Origin of the sequence: Streptomyces sp. WMMC500, from assembly GCF_027497195.1 — a bacterium.
GTDB lineage: Bacteria > Actinomycetota > Actinomycetes > Streptomycetales > Streptomycetaceae > Streptomyces.
The window spans coordinates 669,095-690,416 of the sequence record NZ_CP114905.1 but is presented as its reverse complement, the minus strand read 5'-3'; the positions used below and the strand labels follow the sequence as shown (position 1 = coordinate 690,416).

The 21,322-nt window shown below is 73.9% G+C and carries 18 protein-coding genes and 1 pseudogene; 13 read left to right on the top strand and 6 right to left on the bottom strand.

Translation table 11 applies throughout. The features are described from left to right. Positions 1-4: 4 nt before the first annotated feature. Together O7599_RS02815 and O7599_RS02810 are read right to left on the bottom strand one after the other, a co-directional pair. A complete protein-coding gene (locus O7599_RS02815; protein ID WP_281620464.1) occupies positions 5-805 on the bottom strand; it encodes a sugar phosphate isomerase/epimerase family protein in 801 nt (266 codons plus the stop codon). Positions 806-881: 76 nt separating this feature from the next. Continuing rightward, on the bottom strand, positions 882-1,928 hold the full coding sequence (locus tag O7599_RS02810; RefSeq protein ID WP_281620463.1) for a zinc-binding alcohol dehydrogenase: 1,047 nt from the start codon (positions 1,926-1,928) through the stop codon (positions 882-884). Between the two features lie 156 nt (positions 1,929-2,084). Here O7599_RS02810 and O7599_RS02805 point away from each other — a divergent pair, with 156 nt between their 5' ends. From O7599_RS02805 to O7599_RS02770, 8 genes are all read left to right on the top strand, one after another. Further along, on the top strand, positions 2,085-3,488 hold the full coding sequence (locus O7599_RS02805) for an extracellular solute-binding protein (RefSeq protein WP_281620462.1): 1,404 nt from the start codon (positions 2,085-2,087) through the stop codon (positions 3,486-3,488). A 48-nt stretch (positions 3,489-3,536) separates the two neighbouring features. After that, positions 3,537-4,553: a sugar ABC transporter permease gene (locus O7599_RS02800; protein ID WP_281620461.1), complete on the top strand. Its 1,017-nt coding sequence runs from the start codon at positions 3,537-3,539 to the stop codon at positions 4,551-4,553. Continuing rightward, on the top strand, positions 4,553-5,419 hold the full coding sequence (locus O7599_RS02795) for a carbohydrate ABC transporter permease (protein WP_281620460.1): 867 nt from the start codon (positions 4,553-4,555) through the stop codon (positions 5,417-5,419). The genes O7599_RS02800 and O7599_RS02795 overlap by 1 nt, the downstream gene beginning before the upstream one ends. Positions 5,420-5,433: 14 nt before the next feature. Then, entirely contained in the window at positions 5,434-6,633 is a 1,200-nt protein-coding gene (locus O7599_RS02790; RefSeq protein ID WP_281620459.1) for an ROK family protein, read from the top strand. Continuing rightward, positions 6,630-7,526, top strand: coding sequence for a Gfo/Idh/MocA family oxidoreductase (locus O7599_RS02785; protein ID WP_281620458.1), 897 nt, complete (start codon positions 6,630-6,632; stop codon positions 7,524-7,526). The genes O7599_RS02790 and O7599_RS02785 overlap by 4 nt, the downstream gene beginning before the upstream one ends. A 140-nt stretch (positions 7,527-7,666) precedes the next feature. Further along, positions 7,667-8,437 carry an FHA domain-containing protein gene (locus O7599_RS02780; RefSeq protein WP_281620457.1) on the top strand — a complete coding sequence of 257 codons (771 nt, stop codon included), beginning with the start codon at positions 7,667-7,669 and terminating at the stop codon, positions 8,435-8,437. A 118-nt stretch (positions 8,438-8,555) separates the two neighbouring features. Next, positions 8,556-10,463: a serine/threonine-protein kinase gene (locus O7599_RS02775; protein ID WP_281620456.1), complete on the top strand. Its 1,908-nt coding sequence runs from the start codon at positions 8,556-8,558 to the stop codon at positions 10,461-10,463. A 158-nt stretch (positions 10,464-10,621) separates the two neighbouring features. Beyond that, on the top strand, positions 10,622-11,413 hold the full coding sequence (locus O7599_RS02770; RefSeq protein ID WP_281620455.1) for an FHA domain-containing protein: 792 nt from the start codon (positions 10,622-10,624) through the stop codon (positions 11,411-11,413). Positions 11,414-11,495: 82 nt separating this feature from the next. Here O7599_RS02770 and O7599_RS02765 read toward each other — a convergent pair whose 3' ends face one another. Further along, positions 11,496-12,332 carry a GntR family transcriptional regulator gene (locus O7599_RS02765; RefSeq protein WP_281620454.1) on the bottom strand — a complete coding sequence of 279 codons (837 nt, stop codon included), beginning with the start codon at positions 12,330-12,332 and terminating at the stop codon, positions 11,496-11,498. Positions 12,333-12,523: 191 nt separating this feature from the next. On the opposite strand from O7599_RS02765, the gene O7599_RS02760 reads away from it, so the two are divergent. From O7599_RS02760 to O7599_RS02740, 5 genes and pseudogenes are all read left to right on the top strand, one after another. Then, positions 12,524-13,777, top strand: a complete 1,254-nt coding sequence (locus tag O7599_RS02760) for an extracellular solute-binding protein (protein WP_281620453.1) — start codon at positions 12,524-12,526, stop codon at positions 13,775-13,777. A 5-nt stretch (positions 13,778-13,782) separates the two neighbouring features. Next, a complete protein-coding gene (locus O7599_RS02755; protein ID WP_281620452.1) occupies positions 13,783-14,754 on the top strand; it encodes a sugar ABC transporter permease in 972 nt (323 codons plus the stop codon). An 85-nt stretch (positions 14,755-14,839) separates the two neighbouring features. Beyond that, on the top strand, positions 14,840-15,589 hold the full coding sequence (locus O7599_RS02750; protein ID WP_281623260.1) for a carbohydrate ABC transporter permease: 750 nt from the start codon (positions 14,840-14,842) through the stop codon (positions 15,587-15,589). Between the two features lie 177 nt (positions 15,590-15,766). Further along, positions 15,767-16,573, top strand: a pseudogene (locus O7599_RS02745) (glycoside hydrolase family 16 protein); the annotation flags it as partial. Between the two features lie 272 nt (positions 16,574-16,845). Then, positions 16,846-17,427, top strand: coding sequence for a hypothetical protein (locus tag O7599_RS02740; RefSeq protein WP_281620451.1), 582 nt, complete (start codon positions 16,846-16,848; stop codon positions 17,425-17,427). 99 nt (positions 17,428-17,526) lie between these two features. On the opposite strand, the gene O7599_RS02735 is transcribed toward O7599_RS02740, so the two are convergent. The 3 genes from O7599_RS02735 to O7599_RS02725 all read right to left on the bottom strand — a co-directional run bounded on the left by O7599_RS02735 (position 17,527) and on the right by O7599_RS02725 (position 21,321). Further along, positions 17,527-19,032 carry an arylsulfotransferase family protein gene (locus O7599_RS02735; RefSeq protein ID WP_281620450.1) on the bottom strand — a complete coding sequence of 502 codons (1,506 nt, stop codon included), beginning with the start codon at positions 19,030-19,032 and terminating at the stop codon, positions 17,527-17,529. A 128-nt stretch (positions 19,033-19,160) separates the two neighbouring features. Then, on the bottom strand, positions 19,161-20,276 hold the full coding sequence (locus tag O7599_RS02730; RefSeq protein ID WP_281620449.1) for an isoaspartyl peptidase/L-asparaginase: 1,116 nt from the start codon (positions 20,274-20,276) through the stop codon (positions 19,161-19,163). A gap of 145 nt (positions 20,277-20,421) precedes the next feature. Continuing rightward, positions 20,422-21,321 (bottom strand): EamA family transporter, encoded by a 900-nt coding sequence (locus tag O7599_RS02725; protein WP_281620448.1) that lies wholly within the window; start codon positions 21,319-21,321, stop codon positions 20,422-20,424. Position 21,322: the final 1 nt, after the last annotated feature.

Below are 21,322 nucleotides of genomic sequence, written 5' to 3'. Positions count from 1 at the left end.
GCCGTCATGCGCCGGCCCTGCGCAGGAACCCCGGCACGGCGGCGACGGCCGCCGCCGGGTCGCCGGTCAGCCGGCACTCGGCGGCGAGCCAGCCGGTGTAGCCGGCGGCCCGGAGCGCGCCGAGCCAGGCGGGCCAGTCGAGGTGGCCGGCGCCGGGCTGGAAGCGGTTGGAGTCGGAGACCTGCGCGTGGCCGATCCAGGGCGCGTTGTCGAGGATGGCCGCGGACGGGTCGGCCTCCTCGATGTTCATGTGGTAGCTGTCGATGCCGATCCGCACGCTGTCCAGGCCGGTGGCGCGGATGAGTTCGGTGGCCTGTTCCAGCCGGTTGACCATGTGGTCCTCGTAGCGGTTCAGCGGTTCCAGGAAGAGCGTGACGCCCTCGCGGCGTGCATGCTCGCCCAGTTCGGCCAGCCCGTCGAGCAGCACGGCGCGGTCGCCCGCCTCGTCGCGCGGCGGGGTGAAGGGCGGCAGCCGGCGGGAGAACATCCCGTACGACGCGGGGGTCTGGGCGCCGACGCCGCCGATCTCGGCGATCACGGAGAGCTGGGACTTCATCTGGGCCACCGCGTCGCGGCGCTGCCCCTCGTCGAAGGCGCCGAAGAAGTGGAGCATCTCGACGCAGACGGTGGGCATGACGACGCCGTCGGCGAGCGCCCGCTTCAGCTCGGGCAGCCGGGCGCGGAAGCGCAGGTCGCCCTGGGCGCGCAGCTCGATGCCGTCGTAACCGGCGGCCTGCGCGAACTCCCACTTCTGCTGGAGGGTGTCGCCGGGCAGCAGTTGTTCCTGGGCCGCGAGGGAGAACATGGTGGGGCGGTCGGCCTTTCTGCGCGGTTGTGTGCGCGGACGTGCGCGGGGAGGTGCGGACTGGGGCACGGCGTTCTCAGAACTCCAGGACGACCTGGAGGGCGGCTTCCGGCCGCTCGTCGAGCAGGGCGTACGCCTCCGCCGCCGCCTCCGCCGGCACCACGTGGCTGACCAGCGGCAGCACCTCGACCCGGCCCTCGGCGACGAGCCGCAGGAAGGTCTGCTGGAGCCGCTGCTGGTCCCACCGCCCGGCCAGCTCCGGCGGGACGCCGCCGATCTGGGAGCAGACGAGCCGGACCCGGTTGTGGTGGAACTCGTCGCCGAGCCGCAGCCCGACCGCGTCGCCCTGGTAGAAGCCGGCGGCCACCACCCGGCCGTCGACGACGACGGAGCGCACCGCCTCGTGCAGTGCCGCGTACGCGCCGCTGATCTCGATCGCGACGTCGGCGCCCCGGCCGCCGGCCGCCGCGCGGATCTCCTCGGCGACCGCGTCGGTGCGGGCGTTCAGCGTACGGGCCGCGCCGTGCTCCCGGGCCCGGTCCAGCCGGGCGTCGAGGGCGTCCACGGCGGTGACCGTGCCGCCGTTCAGCGCGGCGAGCCGGGTGGCGAGCAGCCCGATGACGCCCTGCCCGAAGACGGCGACGTCCTCGCCGACGTGGATGCCGGCGGCGAGGACCGCGTTGTAGGCGATCGCCCCGACCCGGGCGAACGACCCGGCGAGCGGGTCGAGCCCGGCGGGCAGCGTGTGCCCGGCCATCCGCTCGGCGGGGACGACGCCCTCGCTGCGGTGGCCCCAGATGCCCCAGACCAGGTCGCCCACCACGGGCAGGCCGGGGGTGCCGGCCAGTTCGGGGGAGACCTCGGTGACCTCGCCGACCTCGGAGTAGCCCCAGCCGGCGACCGGATACGAAAGCCCCGCCGCGTCCTCGCGGAACAGCCGGGCGCCGGGGTCCCAGGAGCGGGTCAGATAGGGGTTCGTACCCCGGTAGGCGGTGAGTTCGGTACCGGCGGAGATGCCCGAGTACCGGGTACGGACCCGCAGGTGGCCGGGCGGCAGCGGGGCGCTCTCGTGCTCGGCGACCTCGACCTGGCGGGGGGCGGTGAACTGGACGACGCGTTCCACGGTGAGTGCTCCGGTGGGGCTGATCGGGGGCGCTGCTGTTAACGGCTTGCGTCGAAGATATCTCAGACTTATGTCTTGTCAACATGAAAAAGTAATGGTGTGATGCAGTCCGCCAACGCTTAAGTCGATCCAGGGAAGAGTCAAAGGATCAAGAACATGCGCACGTGGACCCGGCGGTCGACGACCTCGGCCCTGCTCGCGGGCACCCTCGTCATGGGTGTGCTCGCCGGCTGCGCCACCGACGCCTCCGGCCCGGGCAAGCCCGACCGGAAGATCACCGTGTGGTCGGAGGAGAGCCTGACCGACCGCATCGCCCACACCCGGAAGGTCATCGACCGCTTCGAGGACGAAAGCGGCGTCGAGGTCGAGCTGGTCGGCGTGGACGAGAACCAGCTCCCGCAGCTCATCATGTCGGCCGCCGCCGCCGGCGACCTGCCGGACGTGATCGGCGCCGTACCGCTCGGCCAGGCCTGGCAGATGTACAGCAACGAGCTGCTGGACACCCGCATCCCCGCCGAGGTGGTCGACCGCCTCGGCGAGGACACCTTCGACGCCAACGGGCTGCGCCTGACAGCCGACGGCGGCACCCGGCTCGGGGTGCCCTCCGACGCCTGGGTGCAGATCGTCGCGTACCGGCAGGACCTGTTCCGCGAGGCCGGACTGGACGTACCCGACGACTACGCGAGCCTGCTCAAGGCCGCCGAGACGCTGGACGTCAGGGGCCGCGACGGCATCTCCGTCGCCACCGACCCCGCCGACGTCTTCACCCAGCAGAGCTTCGAGGACCTGGCCCTCGCCAACGGCTGCGACCTCGTCGACGACGCCGGCGACATCGGCCTGGACTCGAAGGCGTGCCGCACCGCCTTCGGGGCGTACGACGCCCTCGCCCGGCAGTACGGCCCGCCCGGGCTGCAGACCGTCGACACCACCCGCGCCACCTACTTCGCCGGCCAGTCCAGCATGATCATCTGGTCCTCCTTCCTGCTGGACGAGCTGGCCGGGCTGCGCAACGACGCCCTGCCGAGCTGCGGCCCGTGCAAGGACGACCCCGGGTTCCTGGCCTCGAACAGCGGCATCGTCACCTCGCTGAAGGGCCCGGGCGGCACGGAGCCCGCCCAGTTCGGCGAGATCACCTCGTGGCTGGCCACCAGGACCGCCGAGACCGAGGCGTCGACCGAGTTCATCGAGTACATGATGAGCGCCGGCTACGAGGACTGGTTCGGCATGGCGCCCGAGGGCAAGATCCCGGTCCGTACCGGCACCCCCGAGCAGCCCGGCCGCTACGTCGACGCCTGGCGCGCCAGCGACATGGGCGTCGACACCAGGAAGTCCATGGAGGAGGTCTTCTCCCCCGAACTGCTCGACCAACTCGTCGCCGGCGTCGGGGACATGAAGCGGTGGGGCATCGACCAGGGCGAGGGCGCGCTCGTCGGCGCCACCAACGGCGAACTGCCCGTCGCCAAGGCCGTCGGCGCCATGACCTCGGGACAGACGAGTCCCGAGGAGGCCGCGCGCGAGGCGTACGAGGAAGTCGACGCGCTGAAGACCTCCCTTGAGTAACCGGCCGGCCTCTCTCCCCCCGAGGAACCCTCACCGAGGACACCGCACATGACCACGATCGACAGCCGCGGCGCAGCCGAGTCCGCCGGCCCGCGCCCACCCGCCGGCGGCCGGCCGCGCGCCCGCCGCCCCATGACCGCCGCACGCCGCGAGAACCGCGCCGGACTGGCCTTCGTCAGCCCCACCTTCCTGGTGGTGCTGGTCGTCGTGATCGTCCCGATCCTCTGGACGGTCCTGCTGGCCTTCCAGGACGCCAAGCTCGTCGACATCCAGGGCATGGGGATCTTCGGCAACTGGTCGCTGGAGAACTTCTCCGACGTCTTCGCCTCGGCCGGCTTCTGGTCCAGCCTCGGCACCACCCTCGTCTACACCGTCGGCGCCACCGCGGGATCCGTGCTGCTCGGCCTCGTCGCCGCCCTCGCGCTGCGCCGCCCGTTCCGCGGCCGCGGCCTGCTGCGCGGCTCGATGCTCCTGCCGTACGTCGCGCCGGTCGTCGCCGTCGCGTTCGTCTGGGAGGTGGCGCTGAGCCCCCAGTACGGCGTCGTCAACGAGTGGGGCCGGTCCGTCTTCGGCTGGGACGACCCGATCGCGTTCCTGTCCACCCGGCAGTACGAGGTGAACCTGCTGGGCTGGCACGTCGACATACCGCTCGCCCTGCTCACCGTCATCGCCTTCGAGATATGGCGCTACTTCCCCTTCGCCTTCCTCTTCCTCCTCGCCCGGCTGCAGGCCGTGCCCGACACCCTGGAGGAGGCCGCGACCGTGGACGGCGCCACGATCTCGCAGCGCTTCCGGCACGTACTGCTGCCGCAGCTCATGCCCGTGATCGCGCTGCTGTGCGTGCTGCGCTTCATCATGACGTTCAACAAGTTCGACGACGTCTACCTGCTCACCGGCGGCGGCGCCGGCACCGACGTCGCCGCCGTGCGCGTCTACGACTTCCTCACCTCGCGCTTCGACGTGGGAGCCGCCGCGGCCCAGGCGCTCGTCCTCGCGGCCGTGCTGACGGTGCTGCTGGGCATCTACTTCAGGTTCTTCGCCAAGCGGGTCCAGGGGGAGGCGTGATGACGCGCGCGCGGTTCGAGGAACGCCTCTTCGGCACGCTCCGCTGGGTGGTGATCGCGTTCCTGGCGCTGATCACTCTGGTCCCCTTCTACTACATGGTCATGCTGTCGCTGAAGCCCATCGACGCCCTGCTGGTCGACCCCGGGTCGATGTGGGTGTCGGCGAAGGACCTCACGCTCGCGACGTACCGGGACGTGCTCAAGCCCACCGAGGACGGCGGCCAGGGCTTCCTGAAGCTGATGCTCAACTCCGCGCTCGTCTCGCTGGGCACCGTGGCCCTCACGCTCGCCGCGGCCGTGCCCGGCGCGTACGCCGTCAGCAGGCTGACGTTCTTCGGCAGCCGTCAGGTCAGCGCGGTGTTCCTGGCCGTCTACCTGTTCCCCGCCACGCTGCTCGCCGTCCCGCTGTTCGTGATGTTCGCGCGCATGGGCCTGTCCGGCAGCCTCGTGGGCCTGGCGATCGTGTACGTGGCGCAGACCGTGCCAGTCTCCCTCTACATGCTGAAGAACTACCTCGTCACCATCCCGGCCTCCATCGAGGAGGCGGCGGCGCTCGACGGCTGCAGCAGGCTGCAGACGCTGCGCAAGGTGGTGCTGCCGCTGGCTGCGCCCTCGCTCATGGCCACCGGGCTGTACGTCTTCATGATCGCCTGGAACGAGTTCCTGTTCGCCCTGCTCTTCCTCGCCGCCGAGCCGGAGAGCTGGACCGTCTCGCTGGGCCTGGCGCAGCTCTCCAACGGCATCGAGGTGTCCAAGACCGTGCTCATGGCCGGTTCCGTGGTCCTCACCATCCCCGTGGTACTGCTGTTCTTCGCCGCGGAGCGCCTGCTCACCGAGGGTTTGACCAGCGGCGCCGACAAGAGCTGACCGGAGAGAGACACATGCGCAACCAGGCCAGCGCGGGGCAGTTGCTCCAGCTCATCCGCACCGGCGAGGCCACCACCCGCGCCGCGCTGCAGGACGCCACCGGCCTGTCCCGCTCCACCGTCGCGGGCCGGCTCGACGCGCTGAGCGCCGCCGGCTGGCTGCGCGGCGCCGCCGGGGTCTCCACCGGCGGCCGGCCCTCCGTGCAACTGGAGTTCGACACCGAGCACGCCGTCGTGCTCGCCGCCGACCTGCAGACCCGGCACGGCCGCGCCGCCGTCCTCGACCTCGCCGGCCGGCCGCTGGCCGCGCGCACCGGCGCGCTGCGCGTCGGCGACGGTCCCGAGACGGTCCTCGACGAGCTGGGGCGCTGGTTCGGACCGCTGCTCGCCGAGGCCGGGCGGGGCGCGGACGAGGTCTGCGGCGTCGGCATCTCGGTGCCCGGCCCGGTGGACTTCGACACCGGGCTCGTCGTGCAGCCGCCGATCATGCCCGGCTGGGACGGCTACCCGATCCAGGACCACATGCGGCGGTCCTTCGCCAAGCACGCCGAAGGGCCCGGGGACGTGCCGGTGCTCGTGGACAACGACGCCAACCTCCTGGCGTACGCGGAGCAGCGCGCCGGCTTCGCCGACTGCGGCGCGTTCGTGCTCGTCAAGGTCTCCACCGGCATCGGCGCCGGCGTCGTCGTCGACGGCCGCATCTACCGCGGCATCGACGGCGGCGCGGGCGACATCGGGCACGTGCGGCTGCACGACGGGATGGACGCCCTCTGCGCCTGCGGCTCGTACGGCTGCCTCGCCGCCGTCGCCAGCGGGCGGGCGCTGGCCGGCCGGCTCGCCGCACTCGGCGTGCCCGCCACCTCCGGCTCCGACGTGCGCGACCTGCTGGCCGCCGGGCACCCGGACGCGGTGCGGCTCGCGCGCGAGGCGGGGATGCGGGTGGGCGAGGTGCTGGCCACGGTCGTCACGCTGCTGAACCCGGGCGTGCTCATGATCGTCGGTGACCTCGCCGGCACGCCCTTCCTCACCGGGGTACGGGAGTTGCTGTACCAGCGCGCGATGCCGCGCACCACCGCACATCTGCAGGTCGTCACCTCCGGCCTCGGCGACGGCGCCGGGCTCGCGGGCGCCGGGGCGCTGGTGGTCGAGCACCTGTACGCGCCAGGCCGCGCCGACGAGCGGCTGGCGGCCCGTGCCGGGGAGCGGACCCGATGACGGCCGGCGCGCGAACTCCCCCCGCGGCGACGCCGGTACGGGTCGGGCTCGTCGGCGCCGGCCCCTGGGCCCGCGCGATGCACGCCCGGATGCTCGCCGCCGGGCCCGAGACCGAGCTGACCGCCGTCTGGGCCCGCCGCCCCGAGGCCGCCGCCGAGGTCGCCGCGCCGTACGGCGCCGCGGTCGCCGGCTCGTTCGCGGAGCTGCTCGACGGCTGCGAGGCCGTCGACTTCGCCGTACCGCCCGCCGTCCAGGCCGGGCTGGCCGTACGTGCCGCCGCCGCGGGCAAGGCGCTGCTGCTGGAGAAGCCGCTCGGGCCCGACCTCGGCGCCGCCCGCGCCGTCGCCGACGCGGTCGCGGAACACGGCGTGGTCTCGCAGCTCGTGCTCACCAAGCGGTACCACCCCGCCACCCGCGACTTCCTGCGGCGCGCCGCCGCCGCCGACGTCAGCGGCGCCCGCTCCTGCTATCTGCACGGCGCCTTCCTCGGCGGCGAGTTCGCCACCTCCTGGCGGCTGGAGCACGGCGCCCTGCTCGACCTCGGCCCGCACCTGCTCGACCTCCTCGACGCCGCCGTGGGCCCCGTCGCCGCCGTCCGCGGCACCGGGGACCCCCGCCGCTGGATCGAGCTGACCTGCGAGCACGAAAACGGCGCCGTCAGCCAGGCGTCGCTGTCCGGCAGCGTCCGGCTGCCCGCCGCCCACACCCGCGTCGAGCTGTTCGGCCCCGGCGAGGCACTCGTCTACGACACCGCCGGGCTGGACCACGAGGAGTGCTGGCCCGTGCTGCGCCGCGAGTTCGCCGCGGCCGTCCGCGCGGGCCGCTCCGGCGGCCTCGACGCCCGCCGGGGCCTGCGCCTCCAGGAGCTGCTGCACCGGGCCCTGCCCGGCTGAACTCCCCGGCTCGACTCTCCGGCTCGAACTCCCGGCTGGACCCAGGGGTTCCTTCCCGGTCGCACCGTTCGGGGACCGGTCCCCGGAAGTCGCGGGACACTGGCGGGGCACGTACCGCAGCGAGCGACCGGAGGCCGGCGATGACCCTGCGAGAGAGCCTGGCGCGCGGTGCCGCGCCGTCGCCGCCCGGCACCCTGCACGCCCGCAGCGTCGCCGGCGGCATCCGGGTCGCGCCCGGTGCCGCGCGCGTCGTGAGCTTCGGACGCGACAAGGACGAGGTCGACCTGTGCGTCGGCGAGGACGACCAGCGCGTCAGCCGCCGGCACGGCGAGCTGTCGTACCAGCGCAGCACCTGGTGGCTGCGGAACACCGGGCAGCAGCTCGTGCGGCTGCCCCGCGGCCGTCTGATGCACCTGACCACCGAGCCGATTCCCCTCGCCCCCGGCTACACACCGCTGTTCGTCAAGGGTTCGGGGCACCGCGAGCACCTGGTCGAGCTGTACGTCACGGACGCCGGCGAGGACGGTCGCGTGCCGCGGCACCGCGCCGAGACGCTGCCGCCGAAGCGCTGGCCGCTCAGCGACGAGGAGCGGCTGCTGCTCGTCGTCCTCGGACAGCAGTATCTGCAGTACGAGTCGGATCCGCACCCGCTGTCGTACCGGCAGGCGGCCGAACTGCTGGCCTTCCTGCCCGGCGGCAGCGCGTGGACCAAGCGCCGGATCGAGCACAAGGTCGAGGACGTCCGCCGGCGGCTGGCGCGCGGCGGATTCCCGTACCAGGTGACCCGGGGCGACGACGGCGGCGGCCCCAGCGACAGCGTCCTGAAGCACAACCTGCTGCGCGGACTGGTGGAGTCCACGACCCTGGTGCCGCCCGATCTCGAACTCCTGGACGACGATTTGCCGAGCTGAGCGCGCTTTTCGGCCCTTCCGCGGGGCTGTGGCGGGGAAGTCGTGAAGACCTCGTGCCTCCGTTGCGTGTACCCGATAAGTTTCGCCCTGCAGACGGGCGAAAGGAGTCGCGGTGCGCGTGGGTCAGCTTGTCGGCGACCGCTACCGGCTCGAAGAGCTGATCGATGACGAGGGCCGCGGCGAGGTGTGGTTCGCCGCGGACGAGCAACTGGGCCGCAGAGTCGTCCTCAAGCGCGGCGGCGCCATCGCCGAGCGCCCCCGGCTGCTCGGCGTGGCCCGCGCCCAGGCCAAGGCCACCCACCCGCACGTGGTCACTCTCTACGGCGTGGAGTTCATCGAGACGGGACCGGACGCCGGCTGCTGGCTGGTGATGGAGCACGTCCCCGGCGGCAGCCTGGACAAGCAGCCCAGGATGGCGCCGGAGCGGGCGGCGCGGATCGGCGCGCAGATCGCCTCCGCGCTGGGGGCGCTGCACGCCAACGGCGTCGTGCACTGCGACGTCAAGCCCGCCAACGTCGTCATCACCGACGACGGCACGCCCAAGCTCACGGACTTCGACTCCGCCCAGCGCACCAACAGCAACGAGACCATCTCGCCCGGCCGCCCGCTCAGTTACACCCCCGACTACGCGGCCCCCGAGGTCGTCAACGGCTCGCCCGTGCCCCGCTCGGACGTGTACTCGCTCGCGGCGATGCTCTACAAGGCCGTCACCGGCGTGCCCCACGACGAGGCCGACGGCGCGCACGAGGGTGCGGACGGGCAGGCGGGGGGAGACAGCCGGGACGGCCGGGACAGCCAGGAGGACGACGCCACCCTGCGCGAGTGGAAGGTCAGCCAGGGTGTGCTGCGCCGCGAGCGCGACACCGGGCCGCTCGCCGCGCCGCTGGAGGCGATGCTCCGCCGCCGGGCCGACCGGCGGCCCGACGCGGCCGAGGCCCGCCGGCTGCTGGAGGAGGCGGCCGGGCAGCGCAGCCGGGCGCGACGGCTCGCCTTTCTCGCCGCGCCGCGCCGGCACCCGAGGGCGGGCATCGTGGCCGGGACGGCGCTGGTGACGGTGGCGGCGCTGGCCGGCGCCTGGTTGTGGTGGCCGGGCGGGGAACCGGCCGACACGCCGGACGACTCCAAGCCGGCCGCCGGCTCCGTCATCGGCGACCGGCGCACGATGGACCCCTGCTCGCTGACGGACCCCGGCGAGTTCACGCGGTTCGGCCGGAGCGCGGAGCGGGATCGCGACTACGGTAACTTCGACCGCTGCGACGTCCTGGTCTATCCGCAGGGCGAGGACGGCGAACACATCGACGTCCAGGTCGAGTTCGACTCGGGCCCCGCGCCCGAGTCACCGGCGCCCGTGCGCACCTTCGGCGGCATCGGCGTCATCGAGGAGCCGCCGGAGGGCGACGAGTGCGCGCGCGCCCTCGTCCTGCCGGACGAGGGCGACAGGGACGTCAGCATCTGGATCTACGTCGACGGCGGCGACGCGCGGTACTCCGGCGGCGCCGACACCCTGTGCGCCATGGCCGACGTCGCCGCCAGGACCGCCAGCGAGACGCTGGGCAAGGCGCGTGCCGAGGGCCGCACCGTCCCGCGCCGCAATCCGCCGGCGGCCGAGGTGTCACTGCTGTGGCTGGACGCCTGCCGGCTGCTCGACGCGCAGGCACTGGAGATCGTCCCCGGCGTCGACGCGGGCGACCCCGACGTGGGCTTCGGCAACTGGGACTGCGACTGGTACAGCACCACCCGCGACATAGAGGTCCAACTGCGCTACGACCGCGACCAGCCGCTCACCGGCGAGGACGGCACGGTGACCCGGCTGGCGGGCCGCGACGCGGTCGTCTCCCCGCAGTACGACGGCGAGGACACCTGCACCGTACGGGTCGAATACCGCGAGTACCCCGACGAGAACGCCCAGAAGGCCGTCGAACTGCTCTACCTCACCCTCGAAGGCGACGACGAGTCGCCGGACGAACTGTGCGGGATGGCCACCCGGCTCGCCGAGACGGCCGCCGGGGAGCTGCCGAAGGTCTGAGGCGCACGGGTCCGCAACTCGCGCGCACAGTCCGCGGAGGCCTGTGACCGGCGGCGGGGAGGGGTCCCCGGGGGCAGGGAGCACCGTGGGGCGGTCGGCAGCAGCCGACCGCAGCCGCGAGGGGACCCTGCGATGGACCGTATCCGAGGACACCGCGGATGACCGGGCGCGACAGCCTGGCCCGTGGCGTCGCGCCCGCGCAGCCGGGCACGCTGCACGCGCGCTCCGCCACCGACGGCATCGAGGTGGCGCCACTGCCCGGGCTCACGGTCCGGTTCGGGCGCGGGCCGGGCGACGAGGGCGCCGGCGGGGACGTCGAGTTGCACGTCGGGCGACGCGATCAGGGGGTGAGCCGGCGGCACGGCGAGCTGACGTGTCTGGACGGCGGCTGGACGCTGCGCAACACCGGCCAGCAGGCGCTGCGGCTGCCGCACGGCCGGCTGCTGCCGCCGGGCTCCGACCGCCTGCGGCTGCCCCCCGGCTACACACCGGTGTTCGTCAAGGGCTCCGGCTTCCGCGAGCACCTGGTGGAGCTGTACGTGGTCCGGCCGGAACCGGTGAGCCGGCCGGGCGGTGCGGAGGGCGGCACCGCAGCGGCGCCGCCGGCGTGGGCGCTGTCGGACGACGAGCGGCTGGTGCTGGTGGTGCTGGGGCAGCGGTACCTGCGTCACGAGCCGGATCCGCGTCCGCTGCCGTACCGGCAGGCGGCGGAGGTGCTGGCGTTCTTGCGGCCGGGGGAGCGGTGGAGCGCGGCGGAGGTCGCCCGCCGGGTGGAGGCCGTACGCCGAAGGCTGGCGCGCGATGTGGCGTACCCCTCCGCGGCACGGGACGCGGCGGCGCCGGATCCGCGGGGCTGCGGGCCGGACCACCGGCTGCTGACGGACCTGGTGGCGGCGACGGCGCTGGTGCCGCCGGACCTGGGGCTGCTGGACGGCAGTATCGAGGGCTGAGGATCGGGCTGAGGAGCCGGGCGGGCGCGCGGCGCGGGCGCACCCGGGCGGCGGGTCCGACGGCCGCGTGGCGGGCGCGGGTTCAGGCGTGCACGTCGCCCGTCGTCGACGAGGAGATCGCCGCACGCTGACCCAGCTCGCCCGGCGGAATGCCCGGGTGGTGCGTGCCGTCGTCCGGCGGGCCGCCGGGCGCCGCGGCGCCGAGGGTGAGGCGGGAGACGAGCCGGTAGCGGTCGCCGCGGTAGACGGAGTGGACGTACTCCACGGGCCGTCCGCGGGTGTCCGTGGTCAGCCGCTCGAAGAGCAGCGCCGGCGACAGCTCCGGCACGTCCAGCAGCCGGGACTCCGCGGCGCTGGTCACCGTCGGCTCGATGGACTGGACGGCCTCGCGCACGTGCACCCGGTGGTGCGCGCGCAGATGCGCGTAGAAGTCGCCGCTCTCCAGCTCCTCCGGCGCCACGTCGGGCACCAGGCCGGCCGGCAGGTGCAGGTACTCGATGGCCATCGGCGCCCCGTCGACGATGCGCAGCCGCGCCACGTACGTGATCTCGGCGGCCGGTGAGAGACGCAGCCTGCGGCCGACGCGGGCGCCCGCGGGCACCCGGGTGAACTCCAGGATCCGGCTGGACCAGGCCCCGGCCGCCTGCGGCAGCGTGACCGGCCGGCCGCCGGAGACCAGCTCCTGGGTGATCTTGGCGGGGGCGACGAACGTGCCGCGGCCGTGCTCGCGCACGAGGAGCCCGGTGTTCACCAGCTCGTCCACGGCGGCGCGCAGCGTGGGACGGGAGACGCCGAGCCGCGCGCACAGGGCCCGCTCGGACGGGATGGCGTCCCCGGGCCGGCGCGACTCGACCAGCTCCAGCAGGTGGTCGCGTACGCGCTCCCGCTTGAGCACGCTCGACGAGGTGTCACCGTCCATGGTCGCGACCTTACCATAGGTGACCAATCACCGGACCAGTCGGCTTCTACGCCGGGGTGACTTCCCGTAAAAGACCGGTTTCCGCGCTCTCTTGACGGCCGCATTGGTCTATGCCACGTTACCCGGCAGCGACAGTGGTCAACTGACCAATTGGTCAACTCTGCCTGTCCGTCCCCACCCCCGAGGTGCCCATGAAGACGTACCGCCTCCTCGCCGGAGCAGCCTTGCTCACCGCGACCGCCGGCCTCACCGGCTGCGGCGGCAGCGACCCGGACGGAGCCTCCGGCACCGTCGGCGTCGACGTGTGGCTGATGCGCGACAGCGTCACCGAGGAGTTCTCGGACGCCGTCGCGGCCGACTACGAGAAGCGCCACCCCGGCGCCGACGTCCGCATCCAGATCCAGGAGTGGAACGGCATCGGCGAGAAGGTCACCGCCGCACTCGCCTCCGGCGACGCGCCGGACGTCATCGAGGTCGGCAACACCCAGGTCGCGCAGTACGCGGCCAGCGGCGGCGTGCGGGACCTCACCGACAAGACCGGCGAACTGCACGGCGCCGACTGGCTCCCGGGCCTCGCCGGGCCGGGCCGGATCGACGGACGCCAGTACGGCATCCCGTACTACGCCGCCAACCGCGTCGTCATCTACCGCACCGACCTCTTCGAGAAGGCCGGGATCGAGGAGCCGCCGAAGACCCGCGCGCAGTGGCTCGACGTCACCGAGCGGCTGAACAGGGACGGCGTCCAGGGCATCTACCTCCCCGGCCAGAACTGGTACCTGCTCGCCGGCCTCATCTGGGACGAGGGCGGCGACCTCGCCGTCCGGGACGGGGAGACGTGGAAGGGCGCGCTCGACACCCCCGAGGCGCTGGCCGCCATGGACTACTACCGCCGGCTCCAGGCCCTGGGGGAGGGGCCCAAGGACTCCGACGAGGCCGAGCCGCCGCAGGTGGGCATCGTCGCCGGCGGCGACGTCGCCCAGGTCGTCGCCGTCCCCGGCGCCGCGGAGCTCATCGAGGAGGCCAACCCCGAACTGAAGGGCAGACTCGACTTCTTCCCCGTCCCCGGCAAGACCGCCGCCGAGCCCGGCGCCGTCTTCACCGGCGGCTCCGACCTCATCATCCCCGAGGCGTCGGACAGCCCCGACGAGGCGTACGACTTCGTCCGGCTGCTCACCGGCGACAGATGGCAGAAGAAGCTCGCCACCACGATGAGCTACGTCCCCAACAGGACCACCCTCGCCGGTGTCCTCGATGACGACCCCGGCGCCGCCGCCATGGCCGCGGCGGCGGCCAACGGCCGCGCCACGCCCAACTCGCCGCAGTGGGCGGCCGTCGAGGCCGACAACCCGGTCAAGGAGTTCCAGACCCAGGTCCTCACCGGGAAGGACCCGCGCGAGGCCGCGGAGCAGGCGTCCGCGGACATCACCGAGGCGCTGGGCGGCTGACGCCGATGACCACCCACCTCTCCGCGGCCCGCCCGCGGCCGGCCCCCGCGCCCGCCGCACCGGCGCCCCGCCGGCCCCGCCCACGCCGACGCGCCGCGGCGGTGTGGCCGTACCTGCTCGTCGCCCCCACGGTCCTCGGCGCCGCGTTCCTCCTCGCCTACCCCCTGCTGCGCAACCTGGTCATCTCGGTGCAGCACTTCGGCATGGCCGAGCTGATCCGCGGCGGCGCCTCCTTCGCGGGCCTGGCCAACTACCGCGAGCTATTGGGCGGTGGGGAGTTCTGGCGGGTGCTGGCCCGCACGCTGGTGTGGACCGGTGTCAACGTCACCCTGATCACGGTGATCGGCACCCTCGTCGCGCTGATGTTGCAGCGCCTCGGCCGGGTGCTGCGGGTGCTGGTGCTGAGCGCGCTCGCGCTGGCCTGGGCCACCCCGCACCTCGCGGCCACCACCGTCTTCCAGTGGCTGTTCGCCTCGCAGCTCGGGGTGGTCAACTGGGCGCTGACGGCGGTCGGCTTCGAGTCGTACGAGGAGTACGCGTGGTTCGCCGACGGCCGCGCCACCTTCACCATCCTCGTGCTGCTCGTCGTCTGGCAGTCGGTGCCGTTCGTCGCCATCACGCTGTACTCCGCGCTCGTCACCGTCCCCGCCGAGCTGTACGAGGCCGCCCGCATCGACGGCGCCGGCGCGTGGCGCCTCTTCCGCTCCGTCACCCTGCCGACGCTGCGCGGTGTGTTCGGGCTCGTGCTGTGCCTGGAGGTCATCTGGGTCTTCAAGTGCTTCACGCAGATCTGGGTGATCAGCGAGGGCGGCCCGGACGACGCGACCACCACCCTGCCCGTCTACGCCTACCGCGTCGCCCAGTCCCTGCACCGCTACGACCTGCAGGCCGCCGCGTCCACCACCACCGTCGCGCTGCTGGCCGTCGTCCTGTTCGTCTATCTGCGCCAGATGTTCCGCCAGGAAGGAGAGCGGTGACGTGAGGCATGCGAAGCTGCGCCGGCTGCCGCTCAACCTGACCGCACTGGCGGTGTTCGCGGTCACCCTCTTCCCCGTCTACTGGATGGCGGTCACCGCCTTCAAGCCCACCGCCGACATCACCGCCGCGACACCGGTCTTCCTGCCCACCGACCTCACCCTGGAGCACTTCCGCACCGCCGTCCACGCCGACGGCTTCGGCCGGTTCTGGCGCAACAGCCTGCTGGTGACCGGGAGCGCCGTGCTGCTCTCGCTGCTCGTCGCGCTCGGCGCCGCCTTCGCCGTCGCCCGCATGCGGTGGCGCGGCCGGCGCGCCTTCGTGCTGATGGTCTTCGTCGCCCAGATGGCGCCCTGGGAGGCGATGCTCATCCCCGTCTACGTGATCGCCCGCGACGCCGGCATGCTCGACCGGCTGTCGATGCTCACCCTCGTCTACTTCATGGTCACGCTGCCCTTCACCGTCATCGTGCTGCGCGGGTTCCTCGCCGGCGTGCCCGTCGAGCTGGAGGAGGCGGCGCAGGTCGACGGCTGCACGCGGGCCGGGGCCTTCCGCCGCGTGACGTTCCCGCTGCTCGCCCCCGGGCTGCTGGCGACCTCGCTCTTCGGCTTCATCACCGCCTGGAACGAGTTCGCCTTCGCCAACATGCTCATCGTCAACGACCAGGACGACCGGACGCTGCCGGTCTGGCTCTCCTCGTTCAGCAACACCTTCGGCACCGACTGGGGCGCCACCATGGCCGCCGCGACGCTCTTCGCGCTGCCTGCGCTGGTGCTCTTCCTCGTCCTCCAGCGCCGCGTCGCCGCCGGCTTCGCCACCGGTGCGGTCAAGGGCTGACCAGCCACGAAAACCCGGCGAACCCCCCACGTAACCCCCCATCAAGGAGGAACGACCGTGACACGAACACCGCACAGGGCCGCGCGGCTGCGCACCCCCGCCGCGCTGCTGGCCGCCGCCGGACTGCTGGCCACCGGGGCCGTCGTCGCCCCCGCGGCCACCGGCTCGCCCGCCGCCGAAGGGCCCGCCCTCTTCGACGACTTCGACTACACCGGCCACACCGACGCCCGCCTCGGCCAGCGCGGCTGGACCGTGCGCTCCGGCTCCGGCGGCCCCGGCGCGCCCGGCGTGAGCTGGGCGCCCGAGCAGGTGACCTTCCCGGGCGACGGGGCCGACTCCGTGCTCAACCTGCACACCTCCACCGACGGCACGGCCGCCGGCACCCGGCAGACGGAGCTGTACCACCAGCGCAAGTTCCAGCAGGGCACGTACGCCGCCCGGGTGCGCTTCAGCGACGCGCCCGTCTCCGGCCCCGACGGCGACCAGATGGTGCAGACGTTCTTCACCATCACCCCGCTCGACGCCCCGATGGACCCGGACTACGGCGAGCTGGACTTCGAGTACCTGCCCAACGGCGGCTGGGGCGAGCCGTCGAACATCCTGTACGCCACCTCCTGGGAGACGTACCGGCCGGACCCCTGGGAGGCCGTCAACACCCACACCGAGACCCGGCAGAGCTACGCCGGCTGGCACGATCTCGTGATCACCGTCGACGGCGACTCGATCGACTACTACGTGGACGGGCAGCCGTTCGCCGTGCACGGCGACCCGTACCTGCCCGAGACGCCGATGTCGATCAACCTGAACCACTGGATCATCTCCGGCGGCCTCGCCGGCAGCACCACCCCGCGGGCGTACGACCAGCAGGTCGACTACGTCTACTTCGCCAAGGACGAGACGCTCACCCCCGCACAGGTCGACGAGCGGGTCGTGGGCTACCGCGCGGCCGGCGTCGGCCACGAGGACACCGTCCCCGGCGGCTGACCTGCCCGTCGATCCCCGTCCGCCGCCGCGGCCCGCCCGCGGCGGCGGACCCGCGCGGCCCCCTCGAAGCCGCCGCCGTACGGTCCTGCGGGGATCACCGCCGGGTTGCGCTGCGTTCACCTTTCGGCCCGACCCTCGACAGCAGCCGCCGCGTCAGGACGCGGCACCCGGCGCGACTGGGAGGGCGTCATGGGCAACGGACACCGTCACCGCGACCACCACCACCGACCGGGCGCCGACCCCGCCGCCCGCTCTCGCGTTCACCATCGCGCATGAGCGCGGCCTACGTCCTCGGCGCCGACCCCGGACTGACCGAACTGCGCGACGCCGACCACCTGCTGCACGCCCTCGCCGGCGACGTGCGGCTGCCGCGCACCGCGTACGGCTGCACCCACCTCGTCTCGGGCGAGAAGCCCCGTATCGCCGTCTCCCTCGCGCTGGCCGGCGCCACCGAGGCCGCCGCCGCCTGGCGGTGGCTCACCGCCCGCGGCCACGCCGTGGCGGGGCTGCCCGACGGCACCCGCCACGGCCCCGGCGACGCCGCCGCGGCGGCGGCCCGCGCCGCCGCCGAGCACGCCTCGCGCAGCGTCGGCCGCGCGGTGCTGTACCCGGGGGCGGACGCGCTGACCGGGACCATGACGGTCGGGGAGCTGCTGGGCTCCTCCGCGATCGAGCAGGTCGTGCTGCTCGGCGCGCCGGCCGGGCCGCCGTGGGACGCCCGGATGGTCACCCGCGGGCACGTGCGCCCGCAGTGGCTCGACGGGCGGCTGGTGCTCGCGGTCATCCCGGCGGCGGCGGAGACGCTGATCCCGTTCGAGGCCCCGGCCCCGACGCCGTGCTGCACGAGCCGCTGACGGCGCCGGCCGGTACGGACCGGCGCCCGCGGCCGTAACGGCCGACGCCAGGCGTCCGCACGGACACCCGGCGCCGCCCGCTGCCCGGGCCCGCCGCCGTCAGCCCGTGCCGTCCGCGGTCACCGTCCGGCTGGCCAGCACCTCCCCGTCCGCGTCCACCGCGCTGACCCTGACCACCTCCGTGCCGTCCGCCACCGCGACCTCCGCAGTCGTGACGAAGCCGGCCCTGTCGACCGTGTCCGCCGTCGTCAGCGTCCGGCGCGACGCACCGGTCTCGATCCGCCAGGCGTCGACCTCCGTGGCGCCGTTCCAGCTCATCTCGACCGTGCCCGGCTCGCGCCACCGCACCGTGGGCCGGGTGGCGGGCGTGCCCGTCCAGTCCGTGCGTATCGCCCGGTAGCTGTACGTGCCCTGTGGGAAGGTCCCGGTGAACACCGGCTCCCCGTCCGCGAACTCCACCATCGTCCCGGAACTGCCGTAGCCGAGCAGGACGTTGCCGTTGCCCGTCTGCCGCGCGGAGCCCGCGAAGACCGTGAAGACCGGCTCGGGGGTCTGCACGTCGTCGGTGAGCCGCGCGGTCATCGCCGCCTCGTCCAGCTCGTAGAAGGCGCCGCGGGAGCGTTGCGGGTCGCTCCTGTTGCCGTTGTCGAAGAGCATCAGCCGGCCGTCCGGCAGCCGCTGCGCGTCGTGCTGGTAGCTGGGCCGCTGCGCGGGGTCGGCGAAGGCGAAGTCGCTCGCCGCGCCGCCCAGGCGCCAGCGCACGGCGCCGGACTCCCGGTCGATCTTGTAGACGGTGCTGGTGTGCCGGGCGCTCATGAGCAGGTCGCCGTCCGTGTCGTACGCCAGGGAGTTGGCGTGCACGGGATCCACCAGCGCCTCGGTCAGGGGTTCCTGAGTCTCCGTCAGCGGGATGTGGTCCAGCGCGCTCCACTCGAACAGCACCTCGCCGGTGGCGGCGTCCTGCTCCTGGATGACGGCGTCGATGACCTGCGCGTCCGGCTTCCCGCCGTACGCGGTGAGGTCGCGGGTGACGAAGGAGAAGCCGAGCAGCAGCACGCGGGAGCCGTCGGGGCTGATCTCGAACTCGTGGCTGTCGGTGAAGTGGCCGTTCATCCGGTACGAGGCGATCTCCCGGTAGGAGGAGTCCAGCAGGAGGTACTCGCCGCCGAGGTCGGTGTTGTCGAACACGCTCAGCGCGGGCGCGCCGCGGAAGGTGACGGGCTCCAGGTTCATGTACGGGCCCTGTTTCCACCACACCGGTTCGCCGGCGTTGTCGTAGATCGCCGCGCCCGCGAGGTCGCCGCCGACCGGAGCCGGGGTGGTGAGGAGGACGCCGTCGTCCTCGCGGCCCGTGGTGGTCGTGGTGAGCGCGGGCGGGGCGGCGGCGCCCGGCCGCGGCGGGGTGCCGGCGAGCGGCGGCACGGCGCCGTCGGGCGCGGCGGGTCCGGGCGGCGCCGGGGCCGCGCCGGCGGGTGCGGGGGCCGCGCCGCCGGCGAGGGCGACGGGGACGCACAGCGCCGTCGCGGCGCCGAGCACCCGTGCCCGTAACAGCCGGGGACGCGGGCGGGAACGGGCGTGCGGTGTCCGGTGCTTGCCCTGACGCACGAGAGTCTCCTTGCCGGTGGGGGGTGTGCGCTGGTCCGGACCTCCGCGGGGGCCGGGCGCGGCCGGCGCAGCGGGCACCAGGCTGGTGCAGCGGGCGGCGGGAGACAAGCCCCCGCCGCCCCCGGCCGTCACTCGTCGGCGAAGATCTTGACCACGATCTCGCCGTCGGCGGTGGCGTAACCCCGGTACATGCCCGAGGTGTTGAAGGTGAACGCCAGGTTCTTGCGGGCGTCCAGCGCGATCACGCCGCCGGTGTCGTCGCCGCCCAGCGCCTCGGTCCTGTCGATCGCCGCCCCGGCCGCCTTCGACAGCGACCGGCCCAGGTACTCGACCTGCGCCGAGATGGTGTGCGTGACCGCCTCGCGGATGAACAGCTCGCCGGTGCCCGTCGCGGACGCCGCGATGTTGCCGTTCTTCGCGTACGTGCCCGCGCCGACGATCGGCGAGTCGCCGATGCGGCCCACGGGCTTGTTCGTCAGCCCGCCGGTGGACGTGCCGGCGGCCAGGTCGCCGTCGCCGTCGAGGGCGACGGCGCCGACCGTGCCGGTCTCGCCGAAGTCGAAGTCGGACTCGCCGCCCTTGGCGGCCATGAGGGACTCCCAGCGGCGCTCGGTGAAGAAGTAGTCCTGGGTGACCAGCTCCATGCCGCGGTGCTGCGCGAAGCGCTCCGCGCCCTCGCCGCTCATCAGCACGTGCCGGGACTTCTCCATCATCTCCCGGGCCAGCGAGATCGGGTTCCTGATGTGGGTCACGCCGGTGACCGCGCCGGTGTCGAGGGTCGCGCCGTCCATGATCGACGCGTCGAGTTCGTTCTCGGCGTCCGTGGTGAACACCGCGCCCTTGCCGGCGTTGAACAGGGGCGAGTCCTCCAGCACGTTGATCGCCGCCTCGACGGCCGCGACGCCGGACCTCCCGTCCGCCAGCGCCCGCTGCCCGGTGCGCACCGCCTCGGTGAGCTTGGCGCGGTACTCCCGCTCCAGCTCGGGCGTCATGTCCTCGCGCCTCAGGGTGCCGGCCCCGCCGTGAAGGGCGAAGACGACGTCCCGGGCCCGCTCGCTGGTGTTGGGGTCACCGGACTCCCGTGGGTCCTGGGTGGTACGGGTCCCGGCACCCGCGGCCGGGGCGCGTTCGGCCGCGGTGCCCTGCTGCGGCGCGGCGGCCGCGCCCAGGGCGGTGACCGGGGTGATCACGACCGCCGCGGCGAGCAGCGCGGTGCGCGCGAGCGTCGATGTCCTGCGAAACATGAACCGCTCCTTCGCTGGTGCTGGTGCTGGTGAGCGTGCGGTGGCGATCATCCTGCCGTCCGGGCCGGATGCCAAGCCGTCTGCGACCTCCCGGTGCGTCACCCCGCACCGCTTGCGTACCGGTGGCGAGGGGGCACCGTGCGGGTCAGCGCCGGCCGCCGACGACGACGGCGTTCGCGGCGACGATCACGGCGATCGCCGTCCAGTCGTACGGGTCCGGGCGCTGGTCCAGCACGACCGCGCCGACGAGCGCCGCCAGCACCGGATTGACGCTCATGAACGTGCCGAACAGCCCGGCCGGGACGCGGCGCAGCGCGAGCAGGTCGGAGAGGAAGGGCACGGCCGAGGAGAGCACGCCCGCGGCGACGGCGTAGCCGAGGGCCGCGGGGGTCGGCGGGCGGTGGGCCAGGACGACGGCGCCGACGGGGACGTACGCCAGCGCGGAGACGGCCGCTGCCGCGGCCGGGCCCTGGACGCCGGGCAGCCGGCGGCCGACGGTGCGGCCCAGCAGGATGTAGCAGGCCCAGCAGACGGCGGCGAGCAGGGCGAGCGCGACGCCCGCGTAGTCGGCGGCGGGGCGCGGGCGGGTGAGGACGACGACGGCCGCGCCGGCGGCCAGCGCGCACGCCAGGTCGGCGCGGCGTCGGGTGGCGGCGAGGGCCACGGCCAGCGGGCCGAGGAACTCCAGCGTCACCGCGAGGCCGAGGCCGATCCGGCCGATCGCGGCGTACAGGGAGAGGTTCATGACCGCGAACACCGCGGCCAGGCCCAGCACCGGCCACCACTGCGCCCGGGTGAACGTGCCCATCCGCGGCCGGCCCACCGCCAGCAGCACGGCGCCGGCCACCCACTGCCGTACGGCGACCACCCCGGCCGGGCCGACGACGGGGAAGGCCAGCGCGGCGAGGGCGGCGCCGGTCTGGTTCGACAGGCCGCTGCCGAGCATCATCGCGACGCCGGCCGCCCGTGCGGCGGGCCGGGCGTCCCGGGGCGGACCGGAGGGAGGGCGGAGCGCGGTGGTGGCGGGCTGCTGTTCCGCGGGCATG